The sequence below is a fragment of the Aurantimonas sp. C2-5-R2 genome, from assembly GCF_036549495.1.
Lineage (GTDB): Bacteria > Pseudomonadota > Alphaproteobacteria > Rhizobiales > Rhizobiaceae > Aurantimonas > Aurantimonas coralicida_A.
The window spans coordinates 61,200-78,518 of the sequence record NZ_JAZHLJ010000011.1; the positions used below are offsets into that span (position 1 = coordinate 61,200).

At 62.8% G+C, this 17,319-nt stretch carries 18 protein-coding genes; 15 read left to right on the forward strand and 3 right to left on the reverse strand.

The genetic code is table 11. The annotated features are described in order from the left end of the window. Positions 1-6: 6 nt before the first annotated feature. Positions 7-1,353, reverse strand: a complete 1,347-nt coding sequence (locus VQ044_RS07680; RefSeq protein WP_327646260.1) for a UDP-glucose dehydrogenase family protein — start codon at positions 1,351-1,353, stop codon at positions 7-9. A 658-nt stretch (positions 1,354-2,011) separates the two neighbouring features. Here VQ044_RS07680 and VQ044_RS07685 point away from each other — a divergent pair. The 12 genes from VQ044_RS07685 (at position 2,012) to VQ044_RS07740 (ending at position 11,285) form a co-directional block, all read left to right on the forward strand. Next, positions 2,012-2,245: a polysaccharide biosynthesis protein gene (locus tag VQ044_RS07685; RefSeq protein ID WP_327646323.1), complete on the forward strand. Its 234-nt coding sequence runs from the start codon at positions 2,012-2,014 to the stop codon at positions 2,243-2,245. Next, entirely contained in the window at positions 2,181-3,041 is an 861-nt protein-coding gene (gene pseB, locus VQ044_RS07690; protein WP_327646261.1) for a UDP-N-acetylglucosamine 4,6-dehydratase (inverting), read from the forward strand. The genes VQ044_RS07685 and pseB overlap by 65 nt, the downstream gene beginning before the upstream one ends. Before the next feature lie 4 nt (positions 3,042-3,045). Then, the gene (locus VQ044_RS07695) at positions 3,046-3,486 is read left to right on the forward strand and encodes a DegT/DnrJ/EryC1/StrS family aminotransferase (RefSeq protein WP_327646262.1); all 441 of its coding nucleotides are present in this window, start codon (positions 3,046-3,048) and stop codon (positions 3,484-3,486) included. Between the two features lie 86 nt (positions 3,487-3,572). Continuing rightward, positions 3,573-4,403, forward strand: a complete 831-nt coding sequence (locus tag VQ044_RS07700; RefSeq protein WP_327646263.1) for a DegT/DnrJ/EryC1/StrS family aminotransferase — start codon at positions 3,573-3,575, stop codon at positions 4,401-4,403. Beyond that, the gene (locus VQ044_RS07705; RefSeq protein ID WP_327650892.1) at positions 4,381-5,190 is read left to right on the forward strand and encodes an aldo/keto reductase; all 810 of its coding nucleotides are present in this window, start codon (positions 4,381-4,383) and stop codon (positions 5,188-5,190) included. The genes VQ044_RS07700 and VQ044_RS07705 overlap by 23 nt, the downstream gene beginning before the upstream one ends. A gap of 299 nt (positions 5,191-5,489) precedes the next feature. Then, on the forward strand, positions 5,490-6,647 hold the full coding sequence (locus tag VQ044_RS07710) for an N-acetyl sugar amidotransferase (RefSeq protein WP_327646266.1): 1,158 nt from the start codon (positions 5,490-5,492) through the stop codon (positions 6,645-6,647). 197 nt (positions 6,648-6,844) lie between these two features. Next, positions 6,845-7,213, forward strand: coding sequence for a hypothetical protein (locus VQ044_RS07715; protein ID WP_327646268.1), 369 nt, complete (start codon positions 6,845-6,847; stop codon positions 7,211-7,213). A 241-nt stretch (positions 7,214-7,454) separates the two neighbouring features. Continuing rightward, entirely contained in the window at positions 7,455-7,943 is a 489-nt protein-coding gene (locus tag VQ044_RS07720; RefSeq protein WP_327646269.1) for a cupredoxin domain-containing protein, read from the forward strand. Positions 7,944-8,140: 197 nt separating this feature from the next. Beyond that, positions 8,141-8,461 carry a hypothetical protein gene (locus VQ044_RS07725; RefSeq protein ID WP_331827658.1) on the forward strand — a complete coding sequence of 107 codons (321 nt, stop codon included), beginning with the start codon at positions 8,141-8,143 and terminating at the stop codon, positions 8,459-8,461. A gap of 61 nt (positions 8,462-8,522) precedes the next feature. After that, positions 8,523-9,212 carry a L,D-transpeptidase gene (locus tag VQ044_RS07730; protein ID WP_327646272.1) on the forward strand — a complete coding sequence of 230 codons (690 nt, stop codon included), beginning with the start codon at positions 8,523-8,525 and terminating at the stop codon, positions 9,210-9,212. A gap of 115 nt (positions 9,213-9,327) precedes the next feature. Beyond that, positions 9,328-9,747: a c-type cytochrome gene (locus tag VQ044_RS07735; RefSeq protein WP_327646274.1), complete on the forward strand. Its 420-nt coding sequence runs from the start codon at positions 9,328-9,330 to the stop codon at positions 9,745-9,747. 125 nt (positions 9,748-9,872) lie between these two features. Continuing rightward, the gene (locus tag VQ044_RS07740; protein WP_327646275.1) at positions 9,873-11,285 is read left to right on the forward strand and encodes a multicopper oxidase family protein; all 1,413 of its coding nucleotides are present in this window, start codon (positions 9,873-9,875) and stop codon (positions 11,283-11,285) included. A 141-nt stretch (positions 11,286-11,426) separates the two neighbouring features. On the opposite strand, the gene tkt is transcribed toward VQ044_RS07740, so the two are convergent. Continuing rightward, on the reverse strand, positions 11,427-13,436 hold the full coding sequence (gene tkt / locus VQ044_RS07745) for a transketolase (protein ID WP_327646276.1): 2,010 nt from the start codon (positions 13,434-13,436) through the stop codon (positions 11,427-11,429). A 732-nt stretch (positions 13,437-14,168) separates the two neighbouring features. Between tkt and VQ044_RS07750 the strand changes: the two genes are divergently transcribed. Beyond that, the gene (locus VQ044_RS07750; protein WP_327646277.1) at positions 14,169-15,650 is read left to right on the forward strand and encodes a sensor histidine kinase; all 1,482 of its coding nucleotides are present in this window, start codon (positions 14,169-14,171) and stop codon (positions 15,648-15,650) included. A gap of 13 nt (positions 15,651-15,663) precedes the next feature. Next, positions 15,664-16,017: a response regulator gene (locus VQ044_RS07755; RefSeq protein ID WP_327624561.1), complete on the forward strand. Its 354-nt coding sequence runs from the start codon at positions 15,664-15,666 to the stop codon at positions 16,015-16,017. Positions 16,018-16,033: 16 nt separating this feature from the next. Here the strand turns inward: VQ044_RS07755 and VQ044_RS07760 are convergent, their stop codons facing one another. Continuing rightward, positions 16,034-16,435 carry a hypothetical protein gene (locus VQ044_RS07760; protein ID WP_327646279.1) on the reverse strand — a complete coding sequence of 134 codons (402 nt, stop codon included), beginning with the start codon at positions 16,433-16,435 and terminating at the stop codon, positions 16,034-16,036. A 178-nt stretch (positions 16,436-16,613) separates the two neighbouring features. On the opposite strand from VQ044_RS07760, the gene VQ044_RS07765 reads away from it, so the two are divergent. Then, entirely contained in the window at positions 16,614-17,249 is a 636-nt protein-coding gene (locus VQ044_RS07765; protein ID WP_327624563.1) for a DedA family protein, read from the forward strand. Positions 17,250-17,319 lie beyond the last annotated feature (70 nt).

Here is a 17,319-nt window from a genome sequence, read left to right on the forward strand (position 1 = left end):
TTCTCTCTACTCCCGGCGGGCGACGGGATTTCGTCCGATATCGAAATAGGCAAGCCCGGCGGCATCGGTCACGCTACGCTCGTACATGTTGCGTCCGTCGAAGATCACCTTGTCCTTCAACAGCGACGCGATTTCGCCGAAATCGGGGCTGCGGAACTCGCGCCATTCGGTCACGATGGCAAGGGCATCGCTCCCCTCCAGAGCATCGGCGGCGCTGGGACACAGGGTGAGCCGCGAAGCATCCGCGAAAATCTGCCGTGTCTGTGTCATCGCCGCTGGATCGTAGGCGCGCACCTGAGCGCCATGGGACAGCAAGTCCGCCACCAGTACGCGACTGGGCGCTTCGCGCATGTCATCCGTATCGGGCTTGAATGACAGCCCCCAGAGCGCGATCGTCTTGCCTTGCAGATTCGTCTCGCCGCCGTAAAAGGCGGCGAGCTTTTCGAACAGCGCGTGCTTCTGGCGTTCGTTGGCCTCTTCTACCGCCCGCATGACGCGCAGCGGCACGTCACGGTCCGTGCCCATGCTGATCAGCGCGCGCGCGTCCTTGGGGAAGCAGCTACCACCATATCCGCAGCCGGGATAAAGGAACCGAAGGCCGATGCGGGGATCGCTTCCGATGCCGCGCCGCACCGCTTCGATGTCCGCTCCCACGGCTTCCGCAAGGTGCGCCAGTTCGTTCATGAAGCTGATGCGCGTCGCCAACATCGCATTCGCCGCGTATTTGGTCAGTTCCGCACTCCGCGGATCCATGACGATGATCTTGTCCTGGCGACGATTGAGAGGCGCGTACAGGTTGCGCATGATCTCGGTCGCCCACGCATCGGAACTCCCGATGATGATGCGATCCGGACGGGTGAAATCCGCGATGGCAGCCCCTTCCTTGAGGAATTCAGGGTTGCTCACCACCGAGAACTCCACATCGACGCCACGGGACCGGAGCCTCGCGGCGATCACCGCCTCGACCTTCGCCGCGGTCTCCACCGGAACCGTCGATTTGTTGACGATCACCGCTTTTTGCGTCAGCCGATCGCCGATCGCCGCGGCGGCGGACAGGACATGGCGCAAATCGGCGCTGCCGTCTTCGTCGGGAGGCGTCCCGACGGCTATCAGGAAGATGTTGCTGCGGCCGACGGCTAGGTCGTAATCGGTGGTAAATTCCAGCCGTCCGGACTGTCGGCCGCGCTGCAGCAGCGGCTCCAGACCCGGCTCGAAAATCGGCACCTGGCCGCGTCGCAGCATGTCGATCTTGGCGGGGTCGGTGTCGACGCAAATGACCTCGTTGCCGAGATCGGCAAAACAGGCGCCGGCCACCAGCCCGACATAGCCGCTACCAATCACCGTGATCATCATGCGCTATGTCCAAGTCCAGGGTTCAAGGCGAGCCGAAAAAAGAGCCTCCCGGATAAACAGCCCGAAGGCTCGAAGGGCAACAGAAAACATACTTCCGGCCGGACGTCCCGGAGTCTCGAATGAGCCCATTCATCGCGATGCGACGAAGGGATTGCAGTGGGTAATACCAACCTGCGGGACCAGCCTGCCGTGTCTCGACCATCGGCGCCACATATGGCAGCGCCGGGCCGGCGGACTGGCCGTGCCGGCTTCCTTGCAGCGGAGGTGGCAACAGGTTAGTCCTCCGCCTGGGTGTTCGGACTTGCCAAGGTTGGTGAGGACAGCGCTTGGCTCATTCGTTTTCGCGCTTTACAGGCCGCGTTGCGTGAATTAGAGCGGCTTTGAATAAATAGCGCAGCGGAATTTCCCTCACGATAGCGCCCAGTGGCCGTTTCGATGGAAAAGCCTGAGAGCGCTCATAGCCGCAGACCAAGGTCGATGAAGGGAAATGAACGGCGCCGTTCGTGCCAGGTCGGCCGAGGCGGAATGTTTGGTTCTTTGGGGCCATGTCCTGCTTGTCCGCCATCTCATTTTTGAATTATCCAGGTCCGTTTTGAGAGGCGTAGGCTTTTAGGCCCGTCTTTTCTTGTCCAATACCGAAGAAGGTTCGAAAGCTGGCATGACTTCGCGTGACTTCCTGAATCCCGTCCCCGACCTCGACGGAAAATCCATTTTGATCACGGGTGGAACGGGCTCGTTTGGCAAGAGCTTCGTGAAGACCGTGTTGGCGCGCTACAAGCCGCGCCGTATCGTCGTTTTTTTCGCGCGACGAGCTCAAACAATACGAGATGAATCTCGAGATCAGCGACCAGGAATATCCGTGTCTTCGCTACTTCATCGGCGATGTGCGTGATCAGCCGCGTCTCGAAATGGCGATGTCTGATATCGACTATGTCGTCCACGCCGCCGCGCTGAAGCATGTGCCGATCGCCGAATACAACCCATTCGAATGTGTGCAGACGAACATCATCGGCGCGGAGAACGTCGTTCGCGCGGCGATCAACAAGAACGTCAAACGGATCGTCGCGCTGTCGACCGACAAGGCCGCCAACCCGATCAATTTGTATGGGGCGTCCAAGCTCGCCTCCGACAAGATTTTCATTGCGGCGAACAACATCGCCGGCTCGTCCGGGCTTCGACTTTCAGTCGTTCGCTACGGGAACGTCATGGGATCGCGCGGCAGCGTGTTGCCGTTCTTCCGCAAGCTCGTCGCCGACGGAGCCGATTTCATCCCGATCACGCACCCGGACATGACGCGGTTCTGGATCACCCTCGAGCAGGGGATCAACATGGTCCTTTCCTCCTTCGAGATGATGAAGGGCGGCGAGATTTTCGTGCCCAAGATCCCGTCGATGAAGGTCACGGATCTGGCCAAGGCGATTGCGCCTGGGCTGCCGCAAAAGATCGTCGGCATCCGGCCCGGCGAAAAGCTGCACGAAGTGATGGTCACCGGCGATGATGCCCGGATGACGGTCGATCTGGGCGATCGCTACGCGATCCTGCCGACCTACCGTTTCTGGGCCGGCGACGAGCAACTCTATCCCGACGCCGACAAGGTCGCCGAGGATTTTGCCTATTCCAGCGACATCAACGACGTGTGGCTCGACGAGGCGGGCTTCAACGAGGTCGTTGCGAAGGCCGGAATCTGACCTGATGGCGGAGGCGTTTCTTCCCTACGGGCGGCATTGGGTCGACGACGAGGACATTGCCGCGGTCGCAGATTGCCTGAGAAGCGACTGGCTGACGACGGGGCCTCGGGTCGAAGCCTTCGAAAAGAGCTTTGCCGAGGCCGTCGGCTCCCGTTTCGCACTGGTCTGCGCCAACGGAACTGCGGCGCTGCATCTGGCGGCCCTGGCTGGCGGCGTAGATAGCGACGACCTCGGCATTGCGCCGACGATGTCGTTCCTCGCCTCGGCCAACGGGATGCGATACGCGGGCGCCGAGATCGTCTTCGCCGATGCCGATCCGGATACCGGACTGGTCACGCCTGAGAGTCCGTTTCGAAACTCACTGCGGCGGGTTCAAAGGCCCCTCGGATGGTCGCTCCGCAATGACATGATACCCGATTTCCGCGGGTTTGGGCGTCCCGGGTGAACCATGGAGGCTGGTCTTGGCAGGGTTTCGAAACGGCCTCTAAGACCTTCCGCGTAGCTATCGACAAAGCCGGAAAGCCGGTCAAGATGGCGGTCGTCGTACATCTCAACGGCCAACCGGTGGATATGCCCGAGATTGGCCGGATCGCCAACGAAAACGGCATCATGCTGGTTGAGGACGCCTGTCACGCCCTCGGCGGAAGTTACCGCGAGGAGAATGGTTCTGCGGCATTGATCGGCGCCTGCCGACATTCGGCGATGGCGGTGTTTTCGCTTCATCCGGTCAAGACGATCACCATGGGCGAGGGCGGGGTGATCACCACCAACGACGAGGCGCTCATCGAGCGGCTGCGCCTGCTGCGTGGCCATGGGATGGTACGCGAGCCGTCCCAGTTCAAGAATGCCGACATGGCATTCGGGCACGGCGGCGCACCGAACCCCTGGTATTACGAGATGCAGGAGTTGGGTTACAATTTCCGCGCGCCCGACTTCGCCTGCGCGCTGGCGCAATCGCAGCTCGCCAAGCTCCCGATGTTTGCCGAACGCCGGGCGGCAATCAAGGCGGAATATGATCGTCTGTTTGACGGTTTCGGGGATCTGGTGCGCCCGCTTGCGATCGCATCCTCTGTCGATCCTGTCCTGCATCTCTACCCGCTGTTGATCAACTTCGAGGCACTCGGAAAAGATCGCGGACAGATCATGGGCGAGTTGCGCCAGCAGGGCATCGGAACCCAGGTCCACTATATCCCGATCCATCGGCAGCCCTATTACGCCGAGCGCTATGGCGCTCTCGATCTGCCGGGGGCCGATAGCTACTATGCCAGGGCCCTCTCGATTCCATACTATCCGATGATGGAGGTTGAGGATGCCCGGCGCGTGGCGGAGGCTGTGAGGAATGTTCTCCGACTCAACAGCTGACCATAGCGATCCTCAAGCGAACGGCGCATCGCGGCTCGGTCTGGGAACCGTTCAGTTCGGCGTCGACTATGGCATCACCAATGCGGCCGGCAGGGTAGCCATCGACGAAGCGCGCGCGATCATGAGAACCGCCGCGTCCTGCGGTATCGGCCTGATCGACACCGCCGCGCTCTATGGCGATAGCGAGACCGTCATCGGTGCCGCCACGGAAACGCGTTCCTTCGCGATTGTCACCAAGACGAGCAAGGTGGCGGATGCGGCAGGTCCGGATGCGGCGGCCGATAGCATCGCGCGCCGTTTCATCCAATCCCTGGAGAACCTGAAGGTTGAGCAGGTGCATGGTCTTCTCATTCACGACCCCGCCGACCTTCTCGGCCCCTTCGGCGATGCCGTGTGGCGTCGCATGGACGAGATCAGGCAGAGCGGCCGGGCGATGAAGATCGGAGTTTCGGTCTATGATGGGGTCGAGATCGACCGGATACTCCAGCGCTATGACCCCGACATCGTGCAACTGCCGATCAATGCGGTCGATGGTCGCCTGGACGAGGGCGGTCAGCTTGACGCGCTGGCCCGTCGCGGCGTTGAGGTCCACGCCCGATCGATTTTTCTGCAAGGCTTGTTGTTGCAGAAGCCGGAGGATATCCCGGCCAAGTTCGGGCCGCTCCGTGACGCCGTTACGGGACTGCGCGCAACCTTTGCCGAAGCGGGGTTCGGTCTGAGAGTCCGTTTCGAAACTCACTGCGGCGGGTTCAAAGGCCCCTCGGATGGTCGCTCCGCAATGACATGATACCCGATTTCCGCGGGTTTGGGCGTCCCGGGTGAACCATGGAGGCTGGTCTTGGCAGGGTTTCGAAACGGCCTCTGATAGAGGGACTGATCGCCGGTGTGCTCTCGCATCCGGCCATCAGCCGGGCGATCGTGGGAACGACGAGCCGGCGCGAACTGCTTGAGATCGCTGCCGCCGCTTCAGGAGTCACGCTCGAACGCGCCGATCTGGGTCCCTTGGCGGATCACCGATCCGCGTGTCCTTAATCCTGCCATGTGGGCCGCGCTTTAGGGCGCCCGACAATGCCGAATGGAGTTGAAATGACCGAATTGCGGAAATGCGGCAGCTGCCTTCTGCCAGAGACCTACGAGACGATCGAATTTGATACGAAGGGCGTGTGCAACGTCTGCCGCGGCAAGGAGCATCGCGACGAAAAGATCGACTGGACCGCGCGCAAGCATCAGCTGGACGAACTGATCGAGCGGCATCGCGGCAAGTACGACTACGACTGCATCATTCCGTTCTCGGGCGGCAAGGATTCGACCTATACGCTCTGGTATTTGATGAAGGAATACAAGATCAAGCCGCTGGTCGTCCGCTTTGACCATGGCTTCATGCGCGAGACGCTGATCGAGAACAACACCCGCACCTTCAAGAAGCTCGGCGTCGACGTCCTGAACTTCACACCAAACTGGCGCGTGGTGAAGCGGTTGATGCTGGAATCGCTCCGCCGCAAGGGCGATTTCTGCTGGCACTGCCACACCGGCATCTTCTCCTACCCGATGCATATGGCCATCAAGTTCAACGTGCCGCTGGTCTTCTGGGGCGAGCCCTCGTCGGAATACACCCAGTATTACGACTATGCCGAGGACGAGATCGAGCAGGTCGACGAGACGCGGTTCAACCGCTTCGTCAATCTCGGCATCACCGCCGAGGACATGTACGGCATGATCAAGGGCGATTTCGATCTCGATCCGCGTGACCTGCTTCCCTACACCTATCCGAAGTTGCGCGATCTTAAGCGGCTTCGTTACGAATCCGTCTGCCTGGGCTCCTACATTCCCTGGGATGTGAAGAAGAATGTCGGGCTAATCCAAGAAGAACTCGGCTGGAAGGGCGATCAGGTCGAGGGCATGCCGTGGGAGGAATATCCTTACGAGAAGATCGAATGCTTCATGCAGGGCATGCGCGACTACATCAAATATCTCAAGCGCGGCTATAGCCGGGTCAGCCAGATGGTCGCCCTCGACCTGCGCAACGGCCGCATCACCAAGGAGCGCGGCCAGGAACTCGTCGACAAGTTCGAAGGCCGCAAACCGCCGTCGCTGGACATTTTCCTCGAATATGTCGGCCTGGATCAGAAGGAATTCGACGAGATCGTGTCGCACACTGTGGTGGCGCCGCACGAGCCCAATTTCGGCCAGAACGAATGGGCGCCGAAGACCTGGGACTACGACAAGTGGTATCGCGAGGGCTGAGGCCAGAGCGAGGATACCATCTTCTGAAAGCTCGCAGTCTGACAACGGCCACTTTTCGATGAAATCCATCCGTTCCGACAAATCCTCGGAACGGATGTCATGCCGACGTGCTTGCAACACGGCATCGAGATGTCTCTCCAAATCTATTCAAGATTTCAGGATCGACGGATTATGCTGAAGTTGTTACCGGGAAGAGCATGACGCGATCGACGAACCCGCAGCGAGCGACCATCAGACTGCTGACCGCGGTCCTGGTGACGCTGACGGTTTTGTTGTCGCAGTTCGCACCTGCGGGAGCGGCTCCGACCTATCGTCACGTTGCCTCCTGGAGCGCCGCCCTTTCCATCGACGGCGATCAAGGACACGGCGTGACCAACTCGGCGGTGTCCCTCGCCGGCGAGCATGGCGCGACGGACAGTTCATGTAGTAGCGACTGTCCGGTCAAGTACGTTGCTATGGCTTATGGAGCGACGGGCGCCGAGCGGCCCAAGGCTCGCATTCCCTCTCATGTCGCGGTGCTGATCGGACAGCCGGTCGACACGGGCGTCGGACCTCCACGCGCCTGACATCTCGATGCCGCCTCCTGTGGCCATGTCGCATCCGATCGCTTCCGATGACTCTCGGTTTCAAAGCCGATCTTCCTGAACGCGGTCCGACGCTGGATTCCGGTCGGCATCCCTGAACCTTCGACTATCAGCACTCCTTCCAGATCCGCGCGGTGCAGACACCGCGTGGCGGAAAATGCTTCGGCCGATAACGGCCGCAGATCGGAAGGGCACATCCCAAGTGAGTAACGAGGAACGACCTATGTTGAACAAACTGATCATCGCCGCCGCTTTCGCATCCACGGTCATTGCCGCCCCGGCGTTTGCCGGCGGAACGCATGCCGGCGGTGACAACAAGGAAATGGCCGTCGGCAAGCCCGGCAAGGTCGACGCTGTCGACCGGACCATCGAAATCACCATGCTGGAGACCGAGGACGGCGACATGATCTTCGAGCCCTCCAGGATCGAAGTGACGAAGGGTCGGACGATCCGCTTCACGATCGAGAACGAAGGCGTGCTCGAGCACGAGTTCGTCATCGGTACGCCGAAGGCGAACCAGAAGCACAAGGGCGAGATGGCCATGTCCGCGGACATGAAACATGCCGACCCCAACGCCATCCGGTTGGACGAGGGCGAGGACGGCGATATCGTCTGGACCTTCACCAAGACCGGCAAGTTCGAGTTCGCCTGCCTGATTCCGGGGCATTACGAAATGGGCATGCACGGTCCGTTGATCGTCGCGGCGAAATAGGCTCGCGCCCGCTTCGGCGTTGCGCGGCCCAGGCCGGCCGACGCCGGACGCCGCGCAAGAAATACCGCGGGCCCGGTGGATTCTCCGGCGGGCCCGCGGTTCAAAAGGATCGCCAGTCTGCAGCGGTCGCCGAATTATCACGCAGCGTTGTATTTCCGCGCCTTCAATTCGACGGGATGATGAATTAGACACTGGCTATGATGCGGTTCTTGTTGACGCTCCTTTTGATTTTGCCGATCTTGCTGACGCCCGCCTATGGCATGGTGCAGGCACCGGCGATCGATATCTCGATCCCGGAGGCGAGCGGCGCGACGGCGCGCGCGTGGAGCAATGCGGGCAAGCGTTGCGGCATGGCGGCGAAAGGCCAGCAGTCCAGCCGCTGTGTCGTCGATCTGATCGCTATTCTCTCGCCCGCCGTCTTGGCCGCCGGCAGCGATCGCGCCTTTCACAAGCGAACTGTCGATCTCCAGGGGCGATCACGGACGCCGCGTCCCCTGACGAAACCGCCTAGAGCCTGATTCTCGCCGTCTCCGGCCGATCGTACTCGGCCGCAAATTCTATTGAATCAGGATTATCCCTATGCTTACACGACGCGCTATCCTCGGCGCCGGCCTGTCCGCGACGGCATTGGCTGTCAGCGGCTGTGTCACCTCGCCGCCACCGGTTGCGCCGGCCCCGAAACCCGCCCCGGTTCCGGCCTATCCGCTTTCCTACGGGCCAATCTCCACCGAGCCCTATCCGATCCCGGCGGTTCCACCGGGTGTGGTCGCGCCGCAATATTGGCGTCAGCTCGTCGACGACCCCACGGGAGAGGTTCCCGGAACCCTCGTCGTCGATCCAGGCGAGCGCTTCCTCTACCTCGTCCAGGAGGGCGGGAAGGCTTTGCGCTACGGGGTTGGCATTGGGCGTGCCGGCTTTGCCTGGTCGGGCAAGGCGACGATCCAGTACAAGCGCCACTGGCCGACCTGGACGCCGCCGACGGAGATGATCGCCCGCCAGCCGGAACTGGAGAAATATTCCGCCGCAAATGGCGGCCAGCAACCCGGGCTGGACAATCCGCTCGGCGCGCGGGCGCTCTATCTCTTCCAGAACGGCAGGGACACGCTGTACCGCATCCACGGTTCGCCGGAGGCCAATTCGATCGGTCGCGCCGTGTCTTCCGGCTGCGTCCGGCTGCTGAACCACGAGATCATCGATCTCTACGACCGCGTGCCCGAAGGTACGACGGTGCTGGTTCGCGCGGCGAAGGAACCGGAAGGGCTGGTGTGATGGCGCACCTGCTCCCATGGCATGGCGCCGAAGCGGTCGGCCGCTTTGTCTGGTGGTTTGCCCGATGATGCGGTGGGGGCTCATTCTAGCCGTGATCATTGCGGCGGGAGTCGGCTTGTGGACCGTCATGGCGCTTCCTGGCGTCGGGGAGGCGGGGCTGTTGCGCCCTGCTGACGCGGCCGTGGTGGCGCAAGGGCAGTCGCTCTACGCGGCGAACTGCGCCTCCTGCCATGGGGAGAATCTGAAGGGGCAGCCGGACTGGCGCTCTCCCGATCCCGACGGCCTGATGCCGGCGCCGCCGCATGACGACAGCGGTCATACCTGGCACCATGACGACGAGACCCTGTTCCGGCTGACCAAGCTGGGGCCGGCGGCTATCGTCGGGGGTGACTATGAGTCGGCGATGCCGGCCTATGAGGACATGCTGAGCGATGAGGAGATCATCGCGGTGCTCTCCTATCTCAAGTCGACCTGGCCCGAAGAAATCCGCACGCGGCACGATTCGTTGAACGCCGCGCGGGCGAAAAGTAAATGATCGACGGTGGGCATCCCCGACTGGGGTGCCCGCAGTTCATGTTATAATTTGCGCCGCTCTCCTGGGCGCCGCGCCGCTCCGGCCGATTTCTTATGCCGCAACGGCCTGAATCTTCGAGGATACCCATGATCTCCCGACGCCGCTTCATGCTGGGTACGGCTGCTCTCGCCGGATCGGCACTCACGCCGGCCGCGATCCGTGCTGCGTCCGCGGCCGAACCCTTGCCGGAACTGCGCGCGGCTCCTGGAGTGGCGCAGCTTCTGCCCGCCGACTCGTTCGGTCCGACCAAGGTCTGGGCCTATAATGGCGCCACACCGGGCGAGGCGATCCGCGTCAAGGCCGGCGAGCGGGTCCGACGCAGCCTTGTCAACGACCTGCCGCAATCGACGGCCGTGCACTGGCATGGCATCCGGATCGACAACGCTATGGACGGCGCCGCTGGCCTGACCCAGGATGCGGTCCCGGCGGGTGCCCGCTTCGACTATGACTTCGTCGCGCCGGACGCCGGTACCTTCTGGTATCACAGCCATGACCGTTCCTGGGAGCAGATGGCGCGTGGCCTGAGCGGCCCGCTGATCGTCGAGGAGCCGGAGCCCTGGCGCGGCGCCGATCGCGAATTGACGTTGTTCATCGATGACTGGCGACTGACCAAGGACGGCATGTTCGACGAGGAAAGCCTCGGCAGCCTCATGGATTGGGGGCATAGCGGGCGCGTCGGCAATGTGGTGACGGTCAATGGCACCGTCGGACCCGAATTGCCTGTCAGGGCCGGCGAGCGCATCCGGCTGCGCCTGATCAACGGTGCCAATGCCCGCATCCTGGGGGTCTCGCTCGAAGGGTTTGCCCCACGCCTGATCGCCGTCGACGGTCATCCTGTCGCGCCACGCGGGCTCAAGGACGACGTGGTTGTCCTCGCTCCGGCCCAGCGGGCCGACGTGGTCATCGATTGTCAGGCCGAACCCGGCGCGCGCGTTCCCATCAAGGTCTATGCGGACCGGGCCTGGATCGATGCCGCCGATCTCGTCTATGGCGATCAGGCGGCGCTGCCCGCAAAACCGGGCGACATCCAGCCGCTGGCGGAAACCATGCGCCACGCGCTGGACATGGACAAAGCCCTCGACGTCCGGCTCGACATGTCAGGCGGCGCCATGGGCTCGATGGAACGGGCGATGGTCGGGGGACGTGAGCGCGGTTTCGAGGAGCTGGTGAAGCTGCGACGCGTCTGGGCCTTCAATGGCGTGGCCGGCGACATGGACGAACCGCTGTTTCGCGCCTCGGCAGGGCAGACGGTCAAGCTGACGATCTTCAACGACACACGCTGGCCGCATGCGATGCATCTGCACGGTCACCACTTCAAGGTGCTGACCCGCGACGGCAAGGCCGATCCGAATGGCGATTGGCGCGATACCGTGCTCAACGCGCCGATGGAGACGATTGAGATCGCGCTTGAGGCGTCCAATCCGGGCAAATGGCTTTTGCATTGTCACATGCTCGAACACCAGGTCGCCGGCATGAAGACCTGGTTCGAGGTGGCATAGACGCTTGCCCCGCCATCGGCTCGGAGAGCGCCGCGCCGGCTTCCGGCAAGGGGCCGCGCGCGTTGAATCCGCCGCTTCACCCGACTGATGAACGGCCGATCGAGAAGGTTGCGCGGTTCTCGATCGGGTTTTCCGCGCTGATCAACGGCCGAGTTTTGCCCGCGCCTTCTCGGCGACGGCGGCCGCGGTGATGTTGAAGTGTTCGTAGACGTCGGGGCCGGGCGCTGATGCGCCGAAAGTCGTCATGCCGACGACATCATCCTCGCTCTCCACATAGCGCGCCCAGCCGAACGGGCTGGCGGCTTCGACGGCGACGCGGGGCGCCGAACCGAGCACCTCGTCGCGATAGGCTTTGGGCTGCGCCTGGAACAACTCCCAGGAAGGCATCGACACGACGGCGGCGTTGATGCCGCTGTCGGCGAGAAGCGCCTTGGCCTCCACGGCCAGACCCACTTCGGAGCCGGTGGCGAGGATCGTCACGTCGCGCTTGCCGTCAGCCGCGGCGATGACATAGGCGCCCTTGGCCGAGCGGTTCTCCTTGGCCCCGTCCGCCCGCAGCGTCGGCACGCCCTGGCGCGTCAGCACGAGAGTCGAGGGCGTGGCCTTCGCGGTCAGCGCCAATTCCCAGCACTCGGCCGTCTCGACCCCGTCGGCGGGGCGGAAGACATTCATGTTCGGCATCGCCCGCAGCGAAGCCAGATGCTCGATCGGCTGGTGCGTCGGGCCGTCCTCGCCCTGGCCGATCGAATCATGGGTCATGACATAGATCACCGGCCGGCCCATCAGCGCCGACAAGCGCATCGCTGGGCGGGCGTAGTCGGTGAAGCAGAGGAAGGTGCCGCCGAAGGGCACGAAGCCGCCGTGTAGCGACAGGCCGTTCATCAGCGCGGCCATGCCGTGCTCGCGCACACCGTAATAGATGTAGTTGCCGGTGTAATCCTCGGCCGAGATCGGCTTGGCCGCTCCGGCCTTGGTCAGGTTTGAGCCCGACAGATCCGCTGAGCCGCCAATCAGCTTCATCGATTTCGCGGTCAGGGCGTCGATCACCGTCTGGCTGGCCTTGCGGGTGGCGACGCTCTTTTCCCCGGCAAGCTGGATCTTGACCTCGGCGAGGATCGCGGCCGCGTCGCCGTCGAACCCGTCCGCCATCACGCGCTTCCAGTCGGCGGCCTTTTGCGATTCCGCCTTGGCCAGACGATCGGCCCAGGCGTCGGCCTCGGACGCACCGCGCCCGCCGACCGCTTTCCAGAAATCGGTGACGTCGTCGGGCAGGACGAACGGTTCGTGGTTCCAGGACAGGGTGTCGCGGGCATAAGCGATGCCCTCGGCGCCGACCGGCGAGCCGTGGATGCCTGAGGTGCCGGCCTTCTTGCCGGCGCCGTAGCCGATCGTCGTGCGGCAGGCGATGAGTGTCGGGCGATCCGACGTCCGCGCCGCCTCGATGGCTTCCGCGACGGCGTCCGGATCCTGGCCGTCGGCGGCCAGCGTGTTCCAGCCGGCGGCCTCGAAACGCTTCTGCATGTCCTCGGAGGTCGACAGGTCGGTGGAGCCGTCGATGGTGATGTGGTTGTCGTCCCACAAGACGATCAGCTTGTTCAGCTTGAGGTGGCCGGCGAGCGAGATCGCCTCCTGGCTGACACCCTCCATCAGGCAGCCGTCGCCGGCGATCGTGTAGGTGTAGTGCTCGCAGAGGTCCGACCCGAAGCGGGCGTTGAGGATGCGCTCGCCGAGCGCCATGCCGACAGCGGTGGCCAGGCCCTGGCCGAGCGGTCCGGTGGTCGTCTCGATACCGGCGCCGTGGCCGAATTCGGGATGGCCGGCGGTCTTCGAGCCGATCTGGCGAAAGCGCTTCAATTCGTCGATGGGAAAGTCTGCGTAGCCGGTCAGATGCAGGACCGAATAGAGCAGCATCGAGCCGTGGCCGGCGGAAAGGACGAAGCGGTCGCGATCCGGCCAGTCGGGGCGGGCGGGATCGAATTTCATGAACCGGCTGAACAGCACCGTGGCTGCGTCCGCCATGCCCATTGGCATGCCGGGATGGCCGGATTTGGCTGCCTCCACCGCATCCATCGACAGGAACCGGATAGCATTCGCCATGTGGCGGAGGGTGGTGGCGTCCGTGGCCGCGGCCATCTCGGCTGAATCCTGCATCGGTCTCTCCTTGTGGAATCCGCTGGAGCGGCTTCGCGGCTCGTTCGTCCGGCCGGGGGGCTTCGCATGCACACCGCAGCCTTGCTGCATCTCAAGAGCGCCAGCAGGTGAGGGGGTTGAGACATCGGCCCGCCGGCGACAGCCTGCCTCCGCCACCAGAGCGCAGAAGACCTAATGCACGGCCTGCGCCCGTTTTTCAATTCCAGGTGCCGCTAAATATTGATCATGCGAACACTAAAAAAACTTGTGATTACATGCCCTCTGCGCCTCGGCGGCTTGCGATCGAACAGGTCGGCGCGACCGATGGCGAACGGAATTCCGATCGACAATCGAGGGGCCGGTCGCGATGTTTTCACGCCATCGCAGGCGGCGCTTCGGCGGTTCGCCAGAAGCCCTCTACGCATCGGCCCATGTGCCCAATCGGTGGCTGCGCGGTCGGACGTCAAATCGGCTTTCGCACCTCCGAACCACCCAACCAAAACGTAGCCGGCTATATTTGTTGAAACCGAATGCCCGCTCGTGCGTTAGTGCAGACTGGGAGCTTCCGGGGGCGGCGCCTTTTCTGAGTTTGGCGGGCGTCCGTGTCGAATAAATCGTACGATCACCGCGTGATGATCTTGGGAAAAATCGATCTGCGTGAGTGAAGCGCAAACTATGGTGCCGCGTAAGGGGGTCTGCCGACGACGGGGCGGAAACAACGCGAGCGCCGTGGGCGGCAGAGTATATCGCTGAATGAAATCTTTGGAATTTGAACGCCTCTTCGAGGCCCTCCCCAGTCCTTATATGGTGCTGGATTCAGACTTGCGTTACGTGGCCGTTAACCGCGCCTACGAGAACGCCGTCATGCGAACGCGCGCGGATTTGGTCGGAGAGAAGCTCTTCGACATGTTTCCCAATGAAGGCGAAGGCGGGCGCCGATTGACGGCCTCCTTTGATGAGGTGCTCAAGAGTGGGGCGCCCGATACGATCGCCTTTATTCCCTATGAAATTCCCCGCCCGGCGGAAGCCGGGGGTGAATTCGAGCAGCGCTACTGGACGGCGACGCATACGCCGCTGAAGAACGTTGAGGGCAAGGTCGAATTCATCATCCAGAATACGATCGACGTGACCGAGATCGTTCGTCTCAAGGAGGCCAGTTCTGTGCCGTTCCGGGCGGTTCCCAGCGAATTGGCACTGCTCAAGCACGCACAAAACGTCGAGGAAGCCTATCAGACATCGGTCTCTCAGGCCGAGGAATTCCGGGGCTTGTTCCGGCAGGCGCCGGGCATGATCGCGGTGCTGCAGGGACCCGATCACGTCTTTACCTTCGTCAATGACAGCTACTCCCGCTTCATCGGCGGGCGCGACACCATCGGTCGCTCGGTCCGCGCCGCCATCCCGGAAATCGAAGGGCAGGGCTTCTTCGAAATGCTGGATGAGGTCTACAGCAAAGGCCGCAGCTTTTCCGGCGAGGGCGTCAGGGTGATGATCCGCTCCCAAGAGCAGGCTGAACCCATAGAGTCCTTCATCGACTTTTCCTACAACCCGATCCGCGATGCTGCCGGAGAGATATCCGGTGTCTTTGTTCAGGGCTTCGACCGGACTGAATCGATCCGCGCGGCGCAACGCCAACGGGTTTTGATCGACGAACTGAACCACCGTGTGAAGAACACATTGTCGACCGTGCAGGCGATGGCGCGGCAGAGTTTTCGAAATATCACCGACCCGGAGGAGGCTCGTTATGCCTTCGAGGCGCGGATCATGGCGTTGAGCCAGGCGCACGACGTCCTTTCGGCGCGTCGCTGGGAGGCTGCGGGCCTGTCTGTGCTGCTGCGCCAGGAACTCGCCGGCTTCGATCCCGCGCGGGTTCGTATGGTGGGGCCTGAAGTCCATTTGACGTCGAAATCAGCCATCGCCCTTGCCATGGTCTTTCACGAGCTTGCCACGAACGCCAACCGTCACGGGGCGATGGCGACCGCCGCCGGCACGCTGGAGGTGGAATGGACTGTGTCGGAGCGAGGAGCGAGGCGTCATCTCGCCGTGACCTGGCGGGAAGCCCTGGAAGACGCACCGGAGCGCGAACTGACCTCCGGCTTCGGCGTCCGCATGCTGAGGCGGATTATCGAGGGCGAACTCGCTGGTACGCTTTCTCTTGACCTTGGCAATTCCAGCCTCATTTGTCGCTTCGATGTCGCCCTCTCCGAGGTGGACGAATTTGAAATCTCAGCCGCGTAATGGATCTCGTGACATGAAGGGCCTGAAGATCTTCGTCGTCGAAGACGAGAGCCTCGTTGCCATGCAACTGGAAGACATGCTGTTCGACCTGGGTTGTGAGGTTGTCGGTCTCGCGATGCGCCTCAACGGCGCCCATGAGATGATCGACTCCGGCATAAAGGTCGACCTGGCGATCCTGGACGTCAACGTGGCGGGAGAAAAAGTCTATCCTGTCGCCGCACGCTTCCGCCAGGCCGGGGTGCCGATCGTCTTTGCCACCGGCTATGGCCGCGCCGGCATCGAGGAGGAATGGCAGAGCTGCCCCGTGTTGCAGAAGCCCTATACCGAGCAGCAGATCGAAACGTCGATCGGCTCGGCGCTGGCGTAACGGCCAAATGGCCTCTCTATTCGTCGCTCGTCCCGGTCAGGAACATCACCAATTGCCGCTCGCTCATCCCGAGACTGGCGACGCGCGCATTGGGCCTGGCCTTGCGGGTGGCCTCGCGCCGTTCGGCGTCGACCATAAGCAGCAGCTTCGTGCCGCTCGTCGCAAGCGCCCCCGACAGCGTGGCGTCGAGTTCGCCTTGACCTTCCAGAACGACGACGGCGAGGGCGAAATCGCGGCGGGACATGCGGTCGAGCGCGACCCTCTGGCTCTCCGCGATGGTCGCGCGGGCGCCGGCGCGCTCCAGCGCGTTCGCGGTCTTCAGCGCCCGGTCCGCGTCGCCATCGCAGATCAGCACGTCGCGGCCGGCCAAAAGGCTGGCCCAGGAGAAGTTGTCGAAGCTCTGAAGTCCTGTCGTCATCGCTCCATAAGCGCATCGACCGCCGACAGCCGCAAGCCAGCGGCACGGCCCGGTGCCGGCCGCATCGGGATTATTTCCTCTCGCACCGGATCGATGCGCGTCGCTATTCGTTGATCGGCGGCGCGCTGGTCTCAACCGCCGTCGAACAGGGACAGCCCCGGAAGCCACGGATTTTCGCATGGACGTTTTCGTCAAGACCCTGATGGACAGCCTCGGTGCCTTCGGCATCGCCCTGTTGATGTTCCTGGAGAACGTCTTTCCGCCGATTCCGTCCGAGTTGATCATGCCCTTGGCCGGCTATCAGGCCGCGATCGGCCAGATGTCGATGGTCACCGTCATCCTCGCCGGGACGATCGGATCGCTCCTCGGCATCATTCCTTGGTACTACGCCGGCAAACTGATTGGCAAACGCCGACTGAAACGTCTCGCGGCGCGTCACGGTCGCTGGCTGACATTGTCGCCCGAGGACGTCGACTCCGCCGACGCCTGGTTTCGTCGTCACGGCTATTCGGCCGTCCTGTTCGGCCGCCTGATCCCCACCGTCCGCACGCTGATATCGGTGCCCGCCGGGATCGCAAAGATGTCGCTGCCGATCTTTCTCCTGCTGTCCGCGATCGGCAGCGCCGTCTGGACCAGCCTGCTGGCGGGCGCGGGCTATCTGCTGGGAAAAAACTACGAGGCGGTCGAAGCCTATGTAGGTCCCGTGTCCAATGTCGTATTGGGTCTGATCGTGATCGTTTACATCTACCGGGTCGTGACCTTCGAGTCGAAGGACGAACCGGATGCAAGCGAGCGGTCGGAGGCGGAGGGGTAGGGCGGCGCGGACTGCCGGAGGAAGAGCGGAGACCGGTTTTCCACCTGATCCCCCGCAAATTGTCTGGATT